Genomic DNA, 16,377 nt, shown 5'->3' with positions numbered 1-16,377 from the left:
CTGAAAATGCGCGCGAAAACGGTCAAACGTACGCTGAGTGGTGACCGTGCGTGGAGGTGACGAGATGTCCCGAACCCATGGCTTCACGACCGCGACGTGCTCGACGACGACAGCCACGGCGATGGCCCTGTTGTGCTCCCCCGCAGCGGGCGCCATCGGCCCGGCCGACAGCAACGGCGGCCTGAGCGCACAGCAACTGGTCGCTCAGGCGCGGGCGGGGGTGCAGAAGGCGAAGTCGGTCCGGCTCGACTACACGGATCGCAGTGCGCAGGCGAAGGCGAGCACCACCCAGCCGACATCGATGAAACTCGCGCTCGACCGGGGCGGCAACTGTACGGGCACGATGGCCCTGGGTGAGCACGGCGGCACCGTTCAGATCGTCAAACGGGGCGCCGAGGTGTGGCTGAAACCGGACGCGGCGTTCTGGAAGGCCGAACTCCCCGGCCGCCAGGGCCCCGCCGCGGCCGCCAAGTTCAAGGACCGCTACCTCCACGGCTCCGCGTCCGACACCCCGCTCAGCGGCATCGCGGACGCCTGCGACCTCGACGTGCTCCAGCGGGACGTGACGAAAGGCGCAGCCCTGCCGTCCTCCGTGAAGAAGGACGCCGAGACCGCGCTGGACGACATGAAGGTGATCCCGCTGTCCTTCCGGCAGAACGGCGTCACGACGACGCAGTACGTCACGGCGGACCCGGCACACCACCTGTACCGCACGGTCAAGAAGGGTGGGGGCACCGACCTGACCATGACCCTCACGGACTACGACAAGCCGGTCCCGACGAAGACACCGCCGGCGAAGGAGTCGGTGGACGTCTCGAAGCTGAAGCAGGAGCTGCAGGGCCTCTGACTGCTCCCCTCTCATGAACGAGGGCGGGCCGCGCAGCGCGAACGCCGTCGGTCGGCGGGCCCCGGAGCCCGCCGACCACTCGGCCATCAGGTCCCGTACGCAGCCGCGCAGCCACGCGTGCGCCGGATCGGCGTCGTGGCGCGGATGCCAGGCCAGCCCCAGCCGCAGCGGCGAGAGCCCGAGCGGCACCTCGAACGTGACCAGGCCCAGGTCGGACGCCGGCGGCAGGCCCCACGAACTGATCAGGCCCACCAGGTCGGTGTCGCGGATGACGAAGAGTGAGGCAGGGGAAGGTGCCGACCGTGCCCACCACCCGGCGGTTCAGGCCCAGTTCGGCCAGGGCTGCATCGACCGGGCCGTGCAGCTTGCCCCGGCGCGAGACGATCAGGTGATCGGCCTCGGTGGCGAACCGCTCGGGCGTCAACTCCCCGTCCAGCAACGGGTGGCCGACGCGGACGACCCCCACCATCCGGTCCTCGTGGAGGGACTCCACGCGCACCTCGGGCGCCGTCGAGTCCACGACTCCGACCTCCAGATCGGCGGTGCCCTGGCACAGGAACGGCGCGTCCAGATGGCTCTCGGCGAGGAAGCGGATACGGATGCCGGGTGCCTGTTCGGCGGCGCGGGTGGACGTACGCCTGCTGGCTGCTGGTCATCTCGGCCGGCACCGGACTGAGCATGCCCACGCTGACGTTCGGGGTGGTCGCCTCGCTCCCGACCCACCAGGCAGGCCTCGGCTCCGGCCTCGGCACCTCGGCCCGGGAGACCGGCGCGGCCCTCGGTGTCGCGGTCACCGGCACGGTCCTGGCCGCCCACCGCGATCTGCCGCACGGCATGGGGCCGGCGCTGCGCACGGTCGCCCTGCTGGTCCTGGTGGCGACCGCCGCGGTCGTCGCCGGTTACCGCGACCGGACCGGGACGCGCTCCGTCGCGCCCGGCGAGCACCGCGTACCGGCGCGTTCGCCGCGGTCCTGACGGCAGCGGCACAGACGACGACAGGCCCCGTCCGGAGGAACCGGAACGGGGCCTGCGCTGGGTCGTGACGGAACCCGGAGACTCAGATGAGGCCGAGCGCGCGAACCGCCTCGCGCTCCTCCTCCAGCTCCTTGACCGACGCGTCGATGCGGGCGCGGGAGAACTCGTTGATGTCCAGGCCCTGGACGATCTCGTACTTGCCGTCCTTGGTGGTGACCGGGAAGGAGGAGATGAGGCCCTCCGGGACGCCGTAGGAGCCGTCCGACGGGATGCCCATGGAGGTCCAGTCGCCCTCGGCGGTGCCGTTCACCCAGGTGTGGACGTGGTCGATCGCGGCGTTGGCGGCCGAGGCCGCGGAGGACGCGCCGCGGGCCTCGATGATCGCGGCGCCGCGCTTGGCGACGGTCGGGATGAAGTCCTCGGCCAGCCACTTCTCGTCGCTGACGACCTCGGCGGCGTTCTTGCCGGCGACGGTGGCGTGGAAGATGTCCGGGTACTGGGTGGCGGAGTGGTTGCCCCAGATGGTCAGGCGCTTGATGTCGGCGACCGTGGTGCCCGTCTTCTTCGCGAGCTGGGTCAGCGCGCGGTTGTGGTCCAGGCGGGTCATCGCGGTGAAGCGCTCGGCCGGTACGTCCGGCGCGGCGGCCTGGGCGATCAGGGCGTTGGTGTTGGCCGGGTTGCCGACGACCAGGACCTTGATGTCGTCCGCGGCGTGGTCGTTGATGGCCTTGCCCTGCGGCTTGAAGATGCCGCCGTTGGCCTCCAGGAGGTCACCGCGCTCCATGCCCTTGGTGCGCGGGCGGGCGCCCACGAGGAGGGCGACGTTGGCGCCGTCGAACGCCACGTTCGGGTCGTCCGAGATCTCGATGCCCTGGAGGAGCGGGAACGCGCAGTCGTCCAGCTCCATGGCCGTGCCCTCGGCCGCCTTCAGCGCCGGGGTGATCTCCAGGAGGCGCAGCTTGACCGGCACGTCCGCGCCGAGCAGCTGGCCGGAGGCGATGCGGAAGAGCAGTGCGTAACCGATCTGGCCGGCCGCGCCGGTGACGGTGACGTTCACGGGAGTGCGGGTCATGGCGTTCTCCGTATGACAGCTGGCGGTGGGGCGTCCCTGCCCCGGGGTGCGGGATCCCGCCCCGGCTTGTGACCGGTGCCCGCCGCGATGATCGATCACGGGTACGAATGATCGATCTCTTGGCGTCAAGAGAGATCCAGCGGTCAGGCTATCGCGCATCCGGGATCCCGGACGGCCCGGTCCGTGTGGCCCGCCCCACAACCGGATGGGGACGGCCGCCGGACAAGACGACGGCCGCCTGCGTCCGGGAGAGGGGGGACTGAGAGGCGGCCGCCGTGGGGGGTGTCCGGCCGGTAGGCGTAGGCCTCCCGGCGCTGCCGGACTCCCGTGGGGGTACGGTGCGCCTGCCCCGCAGCGCGACGCTCATGCGTGTTGTACGGCGATTGTTTTCAGCGGGAAGCGCGCGACACCGTTCCGCGCGCCCCTCGCTTCACGGTCGCTCCCCTCCGAGCGCCTCTCACGCTACGCCCGCTGCCCGCCACGCGCCCCCGGCCCGCACGCCCCGCGCAGGCCCTACTTCGTGCACCCCTTCTGCCCGGACGCCAGCGTCACACAGGCCTTCGCCTCGGCCGCGTCCTTCACCGCCACCATCGGGGTGTACGCGTCCGTGTCCCCGGCCGCCGTGACCGAACCGGTCTGCCGGGCAGACGTGCCCGCGGACACCTCGACCGTGTCGCCCTGCGCCGCCCGGGTGATACGGGCCCACGCGGCGCCGCAGGTCGTGCTGTAGCGCACCTCGACGAGGGTCGCGCCGACGGTGACGCTGGTGCTGGTCCTCGCCAGTGTGCCGCCGCAGCCCATGTTCTCCGGGTCCTTGCCGGTGCAGCCCGCCCCACTGCACTTGACGCCCACCGGCAGGTCGGGGTTCGGGCTCACGGACGTCGGGGACGGCTTGGGTGCGCTGCCGGGCTTCTTGTTGTCGCCGCCGGTGAGGTAGAAGGCCGCCGCGATCACCACCAGCGCCCCGACCACGCCCGCGAGGAACATCGTCAGGCGCCGCTTGCGGCGCCCCCGGTCGGGCTCGCCGCCGGCGTCCGGACCGTCGCCGCGCGGCGGGCCGCCGGCCGTCGCCGGTCCGTACGACCCGTCCGCACCCGGCGTCCGGGCGGATCCGTTGGGCGATGCTGTCGGGGCCTTGGCCGCGACAGCGGACCGTCCGTCCGACCGCGACGGCCCTTGATACCCGGCCAGTCCCCAGGAGTTGCCCTCCTGGGGACCGCCCCGCGACGCCCGTACGTCGCCCCCCGCGTCGCGGCTCTCCGCGGCCGTCGGCTGCGTCGGTACGGTCGGGGCCACCCCGGCCGGTCCCGCGATCCCCGCCGCCGCGGTGGCGCTGCGGGCCCCCTTGCCGCCACGTCCCTTGGTCTCGGGGGCGGCCGCCCCGGACTCCCCCAGCGCGGCGCGCGCCTGGGAGATCCGGATGGCCTCCATGGTCATGTCGTGGCGCAGCTCCGAACGGCTCCAGGCGCGCTCGGCCAGCTCCCACATCGTGGTCAGATGGACAGGTTCGGTGCCGGTCACCTCGGCCAGGGCGACGATGGCGCCCTTCGGCGCGAGCAGCCGGCCGTTGAGGTAACGCTCCCAGGACGTCTTGCTGTAGCCCGTGCGGTCGGCCACCGCGGAGACGCTCAGCCCGCTGCGGTCCACGAGCCGCCGCAGCTGTCCCGCGAACTCCTTGACCTGCGGATCGAGTTCATCGGGCAAGGCCCTCCAACGAGGCATTGCTTCCCCCCTCATTCCCCCGGTACGTGCTGGTCTTCCCCCTGTACACGGCGCCCGCTGCCGGGTCCCCGTTCTGGCTACCCAAGGGACCGCGCCCGGCCAGGGTCTCAGTACCCGGGGATGGGGCGCACGGGAGCAATCGGGCTGAGGCATGCACCGTCGCACGCCCGTTGGACTGCGGCCCAGTGTCCCACCGACCTCGCGTACGGAACCCTGGATTCACCGCACGGGACGCCCCCGACCGTCCCGGTGGGACACGTTAGCTCCGCCGGACGGACGATTCGGTGTACATCCCCGAACTTGTCAACACATCGACACAACGGGGACACAGCGGCGACCTCAGCAGGCACAGCGGGATCAGATCACCCAAGGGTGACGGCGCCGACGAGGGCGACGACGAGCAGCACCAGCAGGGCGAGGAGCGCGACATACAGGAGGCGGCGCCCGGCGGGCCGCGGTTCGGGCTCCTCGGCCGGCCGGTCCCACCACGGGACCGTCGGTTCGTCCTCGTACTCCCCGGGCGCCGGACCGCCCGCCGGGGCGGGTGCCGGGGTCGGCTGCCGGGGCCAGGCGTGCACGGCCAGCTCCCAGCGCACACCGAAGCGTTCGGCCTCGTCGCCCGCGAGCCCCGCGACCCGGCACAGCGCGGCGACCGCCTGACGGGGCGGCGGCTGGGTGGCGTTGAGGTAGCGCTGCCAGGAGGACTTGCTGTACGCGGTCTGCGCGCCGAGCGCGGCGAGGCTGAGCCCGGTGCGGTCCTTCAGAAGCCGCAGCTGCTCCACGAAATGCCGTACCTCCGGCGGCAGATCGTCCGGCAGCGGCTGCCAGGCGCCCATCACTCACTCCTCCGCGTTGCCCGGTCCGGGAACCTGTACCGCCCGACCCGAAAGCCTGTTCCGTTCGATCGATTGACGATGTCAGGGGCCGCGTCGGTTCCGTGGCGGGGCGCGGACGCGTAGCGGAACGGTCACTTCCATGCCACAGGGAGCTGCCAGGTGTTGAACAGCTCCGACATGTACATGAGGGTGTTTTCGGCGACCCAACCGCCCGGGGCGCCCGGCCTCCCACGGGGGAGAGGCCGGGCGCCCTTTTGTTCTGCTCGCCCGCCTCCGCCCCTCCCGCCCAGGGGTCTGTCCCGTCCGGCGCACGGTCCTGTCCCGTCCCGCGCACGGTCCCGTCCCGTCCGGCGCACGGTCCCGTCCCGTCCCGCGCAGGGACCCGTCCCGCCACGACCCGCCGCGCCCGGCGGGTCGCCGCAGGCCACGGGCCGGGACGTCCCGTTTCGTCCCACCTCACCCCATCCGGGGATCCGGGCCGGGGGCGCCGTGCGACCTGATGACTGTTCGCACGAAACAGGCCACGGACCGCACCGGGGGATCACAGGGATCAGCGGAGCCGAGCGGTCCGGGGGAGGGAATGAGGAAACATGCGCAAGCACATCCGCACGGCAGTGGCGGCGACGGTACTGGCCGCGGGCGCGGCGCTCGGAGGGATCACCGCGGCGGGCACGGCCCTCGCGTCCGACGACACCGGTTACATCGACGGCACCGGCGGCACCACCGACGACTGGCGCGACGAGGGCGCCCTGAAGCAGGGCGACGAGGGCAACGCGGTCGCCCTGTGGCAGACCGTCCTGGTGGCCGACGGCGCCAAGTGGACGGACAAGAAGAACACCAAGCACGACTTCACCGAGAACGACATCGACGGCGACTTCGACAGCAAGACGAAGTCGGCGACGAAGGACTGGCAGGCTCAGAACGGTCTCAGCCAGACCGGCAAGGCCGACCCCAAGTCGTTCTCGGTCGCGGACAACAACCTCGGCAAGGTGGGCAGGAAGGGGTACGTCACCTACGACGGCGACTCGGACTACAACGCACGCTTCAAGCGTCTGCCCCTCGCCGGAGTCGCCCAGCAGGTCTACTACGTCTACGTCGACGGCGCGTGGGTGGAGGCGAGCTACTGAACACTTGCCCAGTGCTCCATCCTTCAGGATGGAGGTGAAGGGCATCCTTGCCTCAGTGGCCCGGAGGGCCGCGGAGGCATGGCAGGATCGCCTTGTCCGACGACGGAGTTGTCGGACCTACCGCCGGACGGGCGGGACGTGAAGCCTGTGGAGACCTTGTCAGACCACCCTCACGGGCGGCAGGGGTCGATGAAGCAGGAACCCGAGGGAGCACCGCGAAGCGGTGCAGACCGGAATTGCCTGCGTTTACTCAGGTAAGGACGTCAATGAGCGGGCATCACGGCCGCGTCGTCACCGTCGCGCACCCGGTGTCCTGACGGCTCAGGAGCACCGCCGACACGGCGGTGACGGCGACCAGCAGCACCAGCAGGCCGGCGGCGACCAGCCGCCAGCGGCGCACGGTCGCCGCGTGTGAGGCCACGGGAGCGGCGGGCGCGGGGAATTCCTCCCCGTCCCGCTGCTCCCGCCGCCGTGTCAGGACGCCCTCGGGTGACGGCGACAGGACCGGCACGACGTCCTCGGGCAGCCGGCCCTGGGTTGGCCGGTCCACGGGTGACCGGTCCACGGGTGACCGGTCCACGGGTGACCGGTCCACGGGTGACCGGTCCACGGGCGGCCGGTCCACGGGCGGCCGGTCCACGGGCGGCCGGTCCGCGAGCGGGTGCGGGCGTTGCCCGGCCGGCCGCCGCAGCTGAGGCGGTGCGGGCGGGAGCCGGCCCGACCGCAGCACGGCCTCGCGCAGGCCGAGCAGCCGCGCCGGATCCGCCTCGGCCGCCGCGGCCAGCGACCGCAGGGCTGAACGCGGCGGTATCTGACGGCCGTTGAGACAGCGCTGCCAGGACGACTTCGAATAGTGGGTCCGCTCCGCGAGGGCGGCCAGGCTCAGCCCCGTACGCTCCTTCAGCAGCCTGCAGTACTCGGCCAGCGCGCGGGCCTCCCGCCCCAGATCCTCCGGCAGCGGCGCCCACTCCCCCATGCCCCGGTCCGCCACATCGCTCCCCCTTCACGACCGCGCTCGACCATCGTCGGCGCAGAAGCGGGGGCCTGACCGGATTCCGGCCGTGTTCGATTTGCCGGGGATCCCGAACGCCTGCGACCGCTACTGCACAACCCGCAGCCGCCGTACGGCGGTCCGCCGGGCGTGACCAGCGACCGGTCGCAGGGGACCGGGCGAGACCGACCGTCGGAGGAGGACGTCGGACACCGCCGACCGTACGGCGACGGCGGGCCGTTCCCTCCGGGAGAGGAAACGGCCCGCCGTCACGTGCGCACACCGACGCGGTGTCAGGTGCGGATGGTGAAGTGCAGCGTGTCGTCCAGGAACGGGATCTCCAGCCAGGGGTCCGGCTGGGCCATCACCGCCAGCAGCACGATGGCGGTGCCCAGGACTCCGTACGTGACCATGTCCGTGAAGCGGGAGCGCACCGCGAGCATGCCCACGTCGGGCAGCACCCAGCGCATCACGGCGCCGCCCAGCAGTGCGGCACCGATCAGGATCGTGCCGAAGCGGAACGCGTCCAGCGCGGTCACCAGCAGCCCGAGGCCGACGACGGCCAGCACGGTGAGGATCGGCCACTGGCGGGCCGGCGCCGGCGCGTCACCGGGCGCGGCCCGGCCGCCGCCCTCGGGGCGTGCGGTGTCCCGCGTGATCCGCGGAAACCGCCGGGTGGTACGCCTCGGCACGCCTTCGGCATCGGGAGCGCTGACGGCATCCTGCACGGTGAGCTCGGTGTCGGTTCCCCGCTGCCGCGCGGTGCCCTTCTCCCGGATGCCCTCGGGCCCGTCCTCAGCCGACACTGCGCTCCGCCGCCTCGACCACGTTGACCAGCAGCTGGGCGCGGGTCATCGGGCCCACGCCGCCCGGGTTCGGGGAGATCCAGCCGGCCACCTCGGCGACGTCCGGGTGAACGTCACCGACGATCTTGCCCTCGGCGCTGCGTGAGACGCCGACGTCGAGGACGGCCGCGCCCGGCTTCACGTCCTCGGCCCGGATCAGGTGAGCGGAGCCCGCCGCGGCGACGATGATGTCGGCCCGCCTCAGGTGCGCCGACAGGTCCCGGGTGCCCGTGTGGCACTGGGTGACCGTGGCGTTCTCGCTGCGCCGGGTCAGCAGCAGCGGCATCGGGCGTCCGATGGTCACGCCGCGGCCGACGACCACGACCTCGGCACCCTTGATCTCCACGCCGTAGCGGCGCAGGAGGGTGAGTACGCCGTTCGGGGTGCAGGGCAGCGGCGCCGGCTCGTTCAGGACCAGGCGGCCGAGGTTCATCGGGTGCAGGCCGTCCGCGTCCTTGTCCGGGTCCATCAGCTCCAGGATCCGGTTCTCGTCGATGCCCTTGGGCAGCGGCAGCTGCACGATGTAACCGGTGCACTCCGGGTCCTCGTTCAGCTCGCGGACGACCGCCTCGATCTCCTCCTGTGTGGCGGTCGCGGGCAGTTCGCGCTGGATGGAGGCGATGCCGACCTCCGCGCAGTCGCGGTGCTTGCCCGCGACGTACTTCCGGCTGCCGGGGTCGTCCCCGACGAGGATCGTGCCGAGGCCGGGCGTGACGCCCCTTTCCTTCAGCGCCGCCACGCGGGCGGTCAGATCGGACTTGATCGCGGCTGCGGTGGCCTTGCCATCGAGAATCTGGGCGGTCATGCCCCCATCCTCGCGGATGACCCGCCCCCGGTTCCAATCCGGGCGCCCTCGTGAACGTCCCCGTCCGTTTCGACCCATGATCAGCGATGTTGCACTTGCACAACACATGCGAAATGCCGCTGGACAAAGGCGTGAGGCCTTTACAACGATGAACGGCACAGTGCCGCGGGCAGTATCCGGGGGGACGGACCGCATCTGTAGAACATTCCTCCGAACCGTGCCGCGCTCGTCCCCGCACTTGAGCAGACGGAGGAAACACCGCTCATGAGTTTCGGCGACCCGAACAACCCTTACGGCGCGCCCCAGGGGCAGCCCGGCTACGGCGCCCAGCAGGGCCAGCAAGGCCAGCAGCCCGGTTACGGCGCCCCTCAGGGCCAGCAGCCGGGTTACGGCTACCCGCAGGGCCAGCAGCCCGGTTACGGCTACCCGCAGGCGCCGCCGGTGTCCCCGGGCTACGGCCAGCAGTCCTTCCCGACGACCATGCCCAGCACGGTCAGCACGGCCCGCGTGCTGCTGTGGGTCATCTTCGGCCTGCAGCTCATCGGCGTGGCTCTGTTCGCCATCGCCGCGGTCGGTGTCCACGCCGCCAAGAACGACGAGAAGTTGAAGGACGACTCGAGCTTCCAGCAGCTCGCCGACTACTCGTCCGGCATGCTGTGGGCGCTCACGGTGTTCGCCGTGGCCTGGGCGGTCTTCGCGCTCGTGCTGGCCCTGAAGTTCACCACGGGCGGCAACGGCGTCCGCATCGCGGCACTGATCTTCGGGATCATCACCGCGATTCTCGGCATCTACCCGTTCGTCATCATCGGCCTGCTGCACACGGTGCTCGCCATCCTCGTCGCCGTCTTCGTCGGCAACTCCAACGGCGCGGCCTGGTTCAACCGCCCCAGGCAGGCCGCCTACTGACGCACGGTCGCATTCGCGCCGTTCGCCGACAGGGCCGTGTCCCACCCCGTACGAGTACGAGGGGGACACGGCCCTGTCGGCGTCGGACCACCCGGCGCCGGGCGGAACTCAGTGGAAGAAGTGGCGCGTGCCCGTGAAGTACATGGTCACGCCCGCCTTCTGAGCGGCCTCCACGACCTGCTCGTCACGGATCGAACCGCCGGGCTGGACAATGGCCTTGACGCCCGCGGCGATCAGGATCTCCGGCCCGTCGGGGAACGGGAAGAAGGCGTCCGAGGCGGCGTACGAACCGCGCGCCCGCTCCTCTCCCGCCCGCTCGACGGCCAGCTTGCAGGAGTCCACGCGGTTGACCTGGCCCATGCCCACGCCGACCGAGGCGCCGTCCTTGGCCAGCAGGATGGCGTTGGACTTGACGGCGCGGCAGGCCTTCCAGGCGAAGGCGAGCTCACGCAGCTCGTCGGGGTCGAGCGCCTCACCCGACGCGAGGGTCCAGTTGGCCGGGTCGTCGCCGTCGGCCTGGAGGCGGTCGGTGACCTGGAGGAGCGCGCCGCCGTCGATCTGCTTGAGCTCGGCCGGGTTCGACGGGCCGTTCGGGGCCTTCAGCACCCGGATGTTCTTCTTCTTGGCGAGGGCCTCCAGCGCGCCCTCCTCGTAGTCGGGCGCGACGATGACCTCGGTGAAGATCTCGGCGACCTGCTCGGCCATCTCCTTGCTCACCGGCCGGTTGACGGCGATGACTCCGCCGAACGCGGACAGCGGGTCGCAGGCGTGCGCCTTGCGGTGCGCCTCGGCGACGTCCGCGCCGATCGCGATGCCGCAGGGGTTGGCGTGCTTGATGATCGCGACGGCCGGCTCGTCGTGGTCGTACGCGGCACGACGCGCGGCGTCCGTGTCCGTGTAGTTGTTGTACGACATCTCCTTGCCGTGCAACTGCTCGGCCTCGGCGAGGCCGCCGCCGCTGCTGCTGCCGTCGACGTAGAGCGCGGCGGGCTGGTGCGGGTTCTCGCCGTAGCGCAGGGTGTTCTTGCGCTCGTAGGTGGCGCCCAGGAAGTCCGGGAACACAGAGTCGTCGACCGGCGCGTACGAGGACGCGAACCAGGAGGCGACGGCGACGTCGTAGGACGCGGTGTGCTGGAAGGCCTCCGCCGCGAGCCGCTTGCGGACGGTGAGGTCGAAGCCGCCGTCGCGCACGGCGGCGAGGACGTCGCCGTACCGCTCCGGGCTGGTCACGACGGCCACCGAGGGGTGGTTCTTGGCGGCGGCCCGGACCATCGAGGGACCACCGATGTCGATCTGCTCGACGCACTCGTCGGGGGAGGCCCCGGAGGCGACGGTCTCGCGGAACGGGTAGAGGTTGACGACGACGAGGTCGAACGGCTCCACACCCAGCTCGGCGAGCTGCTGCCGGTGACTGTCGAGGCGCAGGTCGGCGAGGATGCCCGCGTGGACCTTGGGGTGCAGGGTCTTGACCCGGCCGTCCAGGCACTCGGGGAAGCCGGTCAGCTCCTCGACCTTGGTGACGGGCAGACCGGTGGCGGCGATCCTCGCGGCGGTGGAGCCGGTGGAGACGAGCTCGACACCGGCCTCGTGGAGCCCGCGGGCGAGCTCTTCGAGCCCGGTCTTGTCGTAGACGCTGACGAGCGCGCGCCGGATGGGCCGCTTGCCGCTCTCGACGCCCTCGGTGCTCCCGGCCGTGACTGTGCTGTCCGCGGTCACTGGATTACTACCTTTCGTCCCTCAATGCGATAGCCGTTGCGGGCGAGCCGCCCCACGACCTCGACGAGCAGCCTTCGCTCGACTTCCTTGATGCGCTCGTGCAGAGCGCTCTCGTCGTCCTCGTCCCGGACCTCCACCACGCCCTGAGCGATGATCGGTCCGGTGTCGACGCCGTCGTCGACGAAGTGGACGGTGCAACCGGTGACCTTGGCGCCGTACGCGAGCGCGTCACGCACGCCGTGGGCTCCGGGAAAACTGGGCAGGAGAGCGGGATGGGTGTTGACGAACCGCCCGCCGAACCGCGCGAGGAACTCCTTCCCCACGATCTTCATGAACCCGGCCGAGACCACGAGATCGGGCTTGTACGCGGCGACGGCCTCGGTGAGGGCCGCGTCCCACGCCTCCCGGCTGTCGTGGTCCTTGACCCGGCAGACGAACGTGGGCAGCCCGGCGCGCTCGGCGCGGGCCAGGCCCTCGATGCCGCCGCGGTCGGCGCCGACGGCGACGATCTCGGCCCCATAGGCGTCGACTCCGGTCTCGTCGATGGCGTCGAGGAGCGCCTGCAGATTGGTGCCGGACCCGGAGACCAGGACGACCAGGCGCTTGGCCGCGGACTCGGTGACGGTCTCGGCCACGGACTCGGCCACGGCGGGGCCCTTTCTCGGGGGAGCGTTCGTGCGGTCGCTCGGAAGAGCGTTTGTATGGTCGTACGAATGCTTCGCGCCCCCGGATACGGGGAAGTCTACGAAGCAGCCGACCGCCAGCAACGATACCGGCACTCTGGACGGCCCCCACGGGACGGGGGCGTGGCCGGAAGGTAGCGTCTGAGGAGGAGCCGCCCGGGAAAGCGGTTCGACGCGGGGGAACGCCGTGCCTGCGTGGGACGTTGACCGGGGACGGGGACGCCCGCGAGGGGCGCAACCGTTTCACGGCGAGTTCCGTGGACAAACCACCCGCCATAACCACCAAGGGGAAGACGCACACCTGATGCCGGACCGCAGTCTCCGACTCCCTCCGCTGCTGCTGCGCGAGCGGCACCCTTCGCCCGTGCCGCCGCGGGAGAGCGAGGACGCGCCCGAGAGCGGGGGCGGCTCCGCGAGCGGTGGGCGCGGCCGTGACGCCGCGGGCGGCGGGCGGGGCCAGGAGGCGCCCACGGACAACAACCCCTTCGCGCCCCCGCCGGAGGGAGCACCGGACCGGCCCTGGCAGCCGCGACACCCGGCACCCGGCCAGGGCCAGGACCAGGGCCAGGGCGGCCAGGAGGAAGGCTCCGGCGAGGGCGAACACTCGCCGTGGGGCAGCCAGTGGAGCGACCGGCAGCCGGGCCCCGCGACGGGTGGCCGCTTCGGCGAACGTCCGGGCAGCCCCGGCGGACAGGGCGGACAGGGCGGTCAGGGCGGCCCTGAGGGACCCGGTGGCCCCGGCGGAAACCTGCGCTGGGACCCGAAGGACCCGGTCCAGCGCCGCGCGCGCTACGCGCTGCTGGCCGGCATGTGGGCGTTCTTCTTCTCCCTCTTCAGCTGGCCCTACGTGGCCCTGCTGCTGGGCGCGCTGGCGCTGTACTGGGGCACGAGCGCGCTGCGCGCCAAGCCCCGCACCCCCGACCCGAACAGCCCCGCCCCCACGGGCCGCCCCCAGACGACGGCGGCGATCAGCGGCCTGGTGACGGCGTCCCTGGCGATCGCGATGGTGGCGGCCACGTTCACGGCCCAGCTGGTCTACCGCGACTACTACACGTGCCTGAACGACGCCCTGACGAACACGGCGAAGCAGTCCTGCAACGACCTCCTGCCGAAGGATCTGCGGGGCGTGCTGGGGACACGGGGCTGAGACGACACCGCCCGCAGCCGCGGCTGCGGGCGGTCGTGCCGTTGCTTGGGGGAGGCACCCCGCGAGCAACGGGCTGCGCGGCCAACCCCACCCCGAACCGGTTCGCCCCGCCCCGGGCCCCTCAAACCCGCGACTCCGGCTCCTCCGGCGGCACCTCCTCCCACAGAGCCGGCCGGAACAGGGTCTCCTCGGACGGCAGTGCCTCGTACGGCTTGAGGTCGGGGTCCTCCCACAGCCCCTCCCGCTCCCCGCCGGCACCCGCAGCAAGCGCCACCACCACCGCCGGTTCCGGAACCGTTTGCGCCGGAACCGGAGTCGCCGGCACAACCGGCCGCGACTTCCCCCGCAACCGCATGCGCATGCGCAACCGCGACCGCGACCGCGACCTCCAGGCCCGCGCCCCCACCCCCATCGGCACCCCCACCCCCACCGTCCACCCCACCGCCGCGGCCCCCACCTGCCACCCCACCGGCCCGAACCGCGCCAGCTCCGCCACCCCGAGCGCCCCGCCCGCCGCCTCCGCGAGCCCCCCGAGCAGCACCCCGCACATCACCCCCGCCATCACCACCGCCCCGGCCGTCCGCCCGGCCGACCACGCCACATCCCGCCCCCGCTCCCGCTCTCGCCCTCGCCCGCCCGGCGCCGCCGCCCGCGCCACGAACCAGCCCACCGTCACCCCCGCCGCGACCGGCACCACGCCGACGGCCCAACGCAGCGGCCCGCCCCCTGGCCCGGGTACCGCCGCCAGCAACGGAAACGGCGGCAGCAGCGTCGCCGGCCGCGTCGTCGACAACGGCCCGATCACCTCCCCCACGCCCAGCACGAACCCGGGCCCGAGCCCGTACGCCGCCCCCCACACCGCCGCGTTCGGCACCAGCGCCGCCGCCAGCAGCAGCACCGCCACCCGCCCCGACCACCCCTCCGTGAGCTGAAGGAACGACGCCCGCGCCGCCCCCTCGTGCCACACCAGCGACGCGCCCACGAGCAGCGCACCCCCGCCCACGAGCACGGCCGCGCCCGCCGCGGCGGCCCGTACGGAGACCCGCACCCACGCCCGCCCGTCACCATCGAGCACCCCGGTGCCCCCCACCCGCCGCACTCCGGCGGACAGCGGTCCGAGCGCCCGGCGCACCCGCCCCGGCAGGGCCCCGTAGGAGCGCCCGTACGCCGTCCACACCCCCGCCCCCGCCGAGACGACGGCGACCAGCGGCAGGCACACCGCGGTCCACGTCCACGACGGTCGCAGCGCCCCGACCGAGGCGTACAGCGCCGCGACCGCGCCCACTGCGAGATAGCCCGCCACCACCCCGCTGAAGGCCGTGTGCGCGGCGACCAGCGGAGCGTCTTCCCCTGTCTCCTCCGCGCTCCCCCCGTCCGTTGCCTCCCGCCCCGCCCGGTGCAGCAGCCACACCGGCAGCAGCGCCAGCAGCAGCGGCGTGACCCCGACGGGCGCGGGCACGCCGGAGAGCGTCTCGGTACGGACGAGCACGACACCGTGCGCCAGCAACCACAGCGCGGCCGCCAGGTGCAGCGCGCCATCGGGGCCGCTGTCGGGATACGGCGAGCTGATCCACAGCACCGTCACGAGCAGGGCGAACAGGCCGAGCCCCAGCACCGCGGCGACGGCGCCGCCCAGGAGGCCGGCGCCCAGCCCCGGCGCTCGGTCGCGCAACCGGGTGCGCAGGGGGGACAACGGCGTTCGGCGGTGGGTCCATCGGGTCACGACCGCCATGCTCCCAACGACACGCGCTTTCCGGTCGTAACGGGCAAAGCTCGGATGTGTCGCTCAATATATGTTTATGTACTTTTCTGCATGGAGGGATGCCCTGTGACGCAGCGTCATGCCTCCCCGGCGGGGGAACCGGACACGCAGAAGCCGCCACCGGCCGACGCGCCCATGACGCCCCATCAAGCGTTCGACGCGCTGTACGAATTCTGCGCCCCCGCCCTCGTACGGCAGGCGTATCTGCTCACCGGCCGACGGCAACTGGCTCGCGAAGCGGTCGTACGGGCCTTCCATCTGGCGTGGCAGCGCTGGCCCGAGGTGGCCATGGACCGGGATCCGGCGGGCTGGGTGCGGGCGGCGGCGCACGACTACGCGCTCTCCCCCTGGCATCGCTTCCGCCCGCGCTACCGGCACGCCGAGCCGCCGCTCGCCGACCCGTCGGATCGCGCGCTGATGCACGCGTTCCTGAAACTGCCGCCGGTCTACCGGCGCACGCTCCTGCTGTACGACGGCATCGGCCTCGATCTGCCGGACACGGCGGCCGAGACGGAGGCGAGCACCCCGGCCGCGGCGAACCGCCTGCTGCACGCCCGCGAGGCGCTGGCCGCGCTCGTGCCGGAGCTGGCGACGCCGGATGTCCTCCCCCATCGGCTGGCCGCACTGGCCACGTCGGCACGTCTCCACGCGGCCGGCTCGTCCGCCGTGCGGGCCGACATCGAACGCCGCACCCGCGACTGCTCCCGCGCGGCGATGGCCCTCGCGATCGGACTCGTCGGTGTGACGGCCCTGGCCCTGCACGTGGCCCCGGACCACTACGAACGACCGATGGCCCGGGGAACACCGATCGAGGAACCGCCACCCCCGCCCCAGGGCCCGCTCTCCCCGCAACAACTGACCCTGCACGCAAAACTGAAGGCGAACCTCAACGGCGGCCCGGCACGCATGATTCCGGAGCCGCGCTGACGCTGTACCGCTGCAC

General features: G+C 72.5%; 15 protein-coding genes and 1 pseudogene. 6 read left to right on the top strand and 10 right to left on the bottom strand.

All coding sequences use genetic code 11. The annotated features are described in order from the left end of the window. Positions 1-64: 64 nt before the first annotated feature. Positions 65-847 carry a hypothetical protein gene (locus tag Q2K21_RS04115; RefSeq protein ID WP_310765444.1) on the top strand — a complete coding sequence of 261 codons (783 nt, stop codon included), beginning with the start codon at positions 65-67 and terminating at the stop codon, positions 845-847. A 72-nt stretch (positions 848-919) separates the two neighbouring features. Here Q2K21_RS04115 and Q2K21_RS04110 read toward each other — a convergent pair. After that, positions 920-1,472, bottom strand: a pseudogene (locus tag Q2K21_RS04110) (LysR substrate-binding domain-containing protein); the annotation flags it as partial. Here Q2K21_RS04110 and Q2K21_RS04105 point away from each other — a divergent pair. Next, positions 1,454-1,822: a hypothetical protein gene (locus tag Q2K21_RS04105; protein ID WP_386277207.1), complete on the top strand. Its 369-nt coding sequence runs from the start codon at positions 1,454-1,456 to the stop codon at positions 1,820-1,822. The pseudogene Q2K21_RS04110 and the gene Q2K21_RS04105 sit on opposite strands and share 19 nt — an antisense overlap. A gap of 82 nt (positions 1,823-1,904) precedes the next feature. Here the strand turns inward: Q2K21_RS04105 and Q2K21_RS04100 are convergent, their stop codons facing one another. The 3 genes from Q2K21_RS04100 to Q2K21_RS04090 all read right to left on the bottom strand — a co-directional run bounded on the left by Q2K21_RS04100 (position 1,905) and on the right by Q2K21_RS04090 (position 5,452). Continuing rightward, positions 1,905-2,894: a malate dehydrogenase gene (locus tag Q2K21_RS04100; RefSeq protein WP_310765442.1), complete on the bottom strand. Its 990-nt coding sequence runs from the start codon at positions 2,892-2,894 to the stop codon at positions 1,905-1,907. A 513-nt stretch (positions 2,895-3,407) separates the two neighbouring features. Next, a complete protein-coding gene (locus tag Q2K21_RS04095; RefSeq protein WP_310765440.1) occupies positions 3,408-4,616 on the bottom strand; it encodes a DUF2690 domain-containing protein in 1,209 nt (402 codons plus the stop codon). Positions 4,617-4,978: 362 nt separating this feature from the next. Beyond that, positions 4,979-5,452, bottom strand: coding sequence for a helix-turn-helix domain-containing protein (locus tag Q2K21_RS04090; RefSeq protein ID WP_310765438.1), 474 nt, complete (start codon positions 5,450-5,452; stop codon positions 4,979-4,981). Between the two features lie 590 nt (positions 5,453-6,042). On the opposite strand from Q2K21_RS04090, the gene Q2K21_RS04085 reads away from it, so the two are divergent. Next, positions 6,043-6,579: a peptidoglycan-binding domain-containing protein gene (locus Q2K21_RS04085; protein WP_310765437.1), complete on the top strand. Its 537-nt coding sequence runs from the start codon at positions 6,043-6,045 to the stop codon at positions 6,577-6,579. A 277-nt stretch (positions 6,580-6,856) separates the two neighbouring features. Here Q2K21_RS04085 and Q2K21_RS04080 read toward each other — a convergent pair whose 3' ends face one another. The 3 genes from Q2K21_RS04080 to Q2K21_RS04070 all read right to left on the bottom strand — a co-directional run bounded on the left by Q2K21_RS04080 (position 6,857) and on the right by Q2K21_RS04070 (position 9,220). After that, complete coding sequence (locus Q2K21_RS04080; protein WP_310765435.1) at positions 6,857-7,570, bottom strand: helix-turn-helix domain-containing protein; 714 nt, start codon at positions 7,568-7,570, stop codon at positions 6,857-6,859. 293 nt (positions 7,571-7,863) lie between these two features. Then, positions 7,864-8,349 (bottom strand): DUF3017 domain-containing protein, encoded by a 486-nt coding sequence (locus tag Q2K21_RS04075; RefSeq protein WP_310780609.1) that lies wholly within the window; start codon positions 8,347-8,349, stop codon positions 7,864-7,866. Between the two features lie 16 nt (positions 8,350-8,365). Next, positions 8,366-9,220, bottom strand: coding sequence for a bifunctional methylenetetrahydrofolate dehydrogenase/methenyltetrahydrofolate cyclohydrolase (locus tag Q2K21_RS04070; protein WP_310765433.1), 855 nt, complete (start codon positions 9,218-9,220; stop codon positions 8,366-8,368). Positions 9,221-9,484: 264 nt separating this feature from the next. On the opposite strand from Q2K21_RS04070, the gene Q2K21_RS04065 reads away from it, so the two are divergent. Further along, positions 9,485-10,126 carry a hypothetical protein gene (locus Q2K21_RS04065; RefSeq protein ID WP_310765431.1) on the top strand — a complete coding sequence of 214 codons (642 nt, stop codon included), beginning with the start codon at positions 9,485-9,487 and terminating at the stop codon, positions 10,124-10,126. A gap of 108 nt (positions 10,127-10,234) precedes the next feature. Here the strand turns inward: Q2K21_RS04065 and purH are convergent, their stop codons facing one another. Together purH and purN are read right to left on the bottom strand one after the other, a co-directional pair. After that, positions 10,235-11,842: a bifunctional phosphoribosylaminoimidazolecarboxamide formyltransferase/IMP cyclohydrolase gene (gene purH, locus Q2K21_RS04060; protein WP_310765429.1), complete on the bottom strand. Its 1,608-nt coding sequence runs from the start codon at positions 11,840-11,842 to the stop codon at positions 10,235-10,237. Next, positions 11,839-12,489, bottom strand: coding sequence for a phosphoribosylglycinamide formyltransferase (gene purN / locus Q2K21_RS04055; protein WP_310765427.1), 651 nt, complete (start codon positions 12,487-12,489; stop codon positions 11,839-11,841). Before purN ends, purH begins: the two co-directional genes overlap by 4 nt. A 340-nt stretch (positions 12,490-12,829) precedes the next feature. Here purN and Q2K21_RS04050 point away from each other — a divergent pair, with 340 nt between their 5' ends. Continuing rightward, positions 12,830-13,672, top strand: a complete 843-nt coding sequence (locus Q2K21_RS04050; RefSeq protein ID WP_310765425.1) for a hypothetical protein — start codon at positions 12,830-12,832, stop codon at positions 13,670-13,672. A gap of 121 nt (positions 13,673-13,793) precedes the next feature. Here Q2K21_RS04050 and Q2K21_RS04045 read toward each other — a convergent pair whose 3' ends face one another. Then, on the bottom strand, positions 13,794-15,404 hold the full coding sequence (locus tag Q2K21_RS04045) for a cell division protein PerM (RefSeq protein ID WP_310765423.1): 1,611 nt from the start codon (positions 15,402-15,404) through the stop codon (positions 13,794-13,796). A 96-nt stretch (positions 15,405-15,500) separates the two neighbouring features. Here Q2K21_RS04045 and Q2K21_RS04040 point away from each other — a divergent pair, with 96 nt between their 5' ends. Next, complete coding sequence (locus Q2K21_RS04040) at positions 15,501-16,361, top strand: RNA polymerase sigma factor (RefSeq protein WP_310765420.1); 861 nt, start codon at positions 15,501-15,503, stop codon at positions 16,359-16,361. Positions 16,362-16,377: the final 16 nt, after the last annotated feature.

It is taken from the genome of Streptomyces sp. CGMCC 4.7035, from assembly GCF_031583065.1.
Taxonomy (GTDB): Bacteria; Actinomycetota; Actinomycetes; order Streptomycetales; family Streptomycetaceae; genus Streptomyces; species Streptomyces yaanensis.
The sequence above is the reverse complement of the archived record's forward strand: the minus strand, read 5'-3'. Positions and strand labels throughout refer to the sequence as shown.

Excerpts from the sequence above, each read along its gene's own strand:
- Q2K21_RS04115 (WP_310765444.1), top strand. The coding sequence starts at position 65 with ATGTCCCGAACCCATGGCTTCACGACCGCGACGTGCTCGACGACGACA.
- Q2K21_RS04100 (WP_310765442.1), bottom strand. The coding sequence starts at position 2,894 with ATGACCCGCACTCCCGTGAACGTCACCGTCACCGGCGCGGCCGGCCAG.
- Q2K21_RS04095 (WP_310765440.1), bottom strand. The coding sequence starts at position 4,616 with ATGCCTCGTTGGAGGGCCTTGCCCGATGAACTCGATCCGCAGGTCAAG.
- Q2K21_RS04090 (WP_310765438.1), bottom strand. The coding sequence starts at position 5,452 with ATGGGCGCCTGGCAGCCGCTGCCGGACGATCTGCCGCCGGAGGTACGG.
- Q2K21_RS04085 (WP_310765437.1), top strand. The coding sequence starts at position 6,043 with ATGCGCAAGCACATCCGCACGGCAGTGGCGGCGACGGTACTGGCCGCG.
- Q2K21_RS04070 (WP_310765433.1), bottom strand. The coding sequence starts at position 9,220 with ATGACCGCCCAGATTCTCGATGGCAAGGCCACCGCAGCCGCGATCAAG.
- Q2K21_RS04065 (WP_310765431.1), top strand. The coding sequence starts at position 9,485 with ATGAGTTTCGGCGACCCGAACAACCCTTACGGCGCGCCCCAGGGGCAG.
- Q2K21_RS04050 (WP_310765425.1), top strand. The coding sequence starts at position 12,830 with ATGCCGGACCGCAGTCTCCGACTCCCTCCGCTGCTGCTGCGCGAGCGG.
- Q2K21_RS04045 (WP_310765423.1), bottom strand. The coding sequence starts at position 15,404 with ATGGCGGTCGTGACCCGATGGACCCACCGCCGAACGCCGTTGTCCCCC.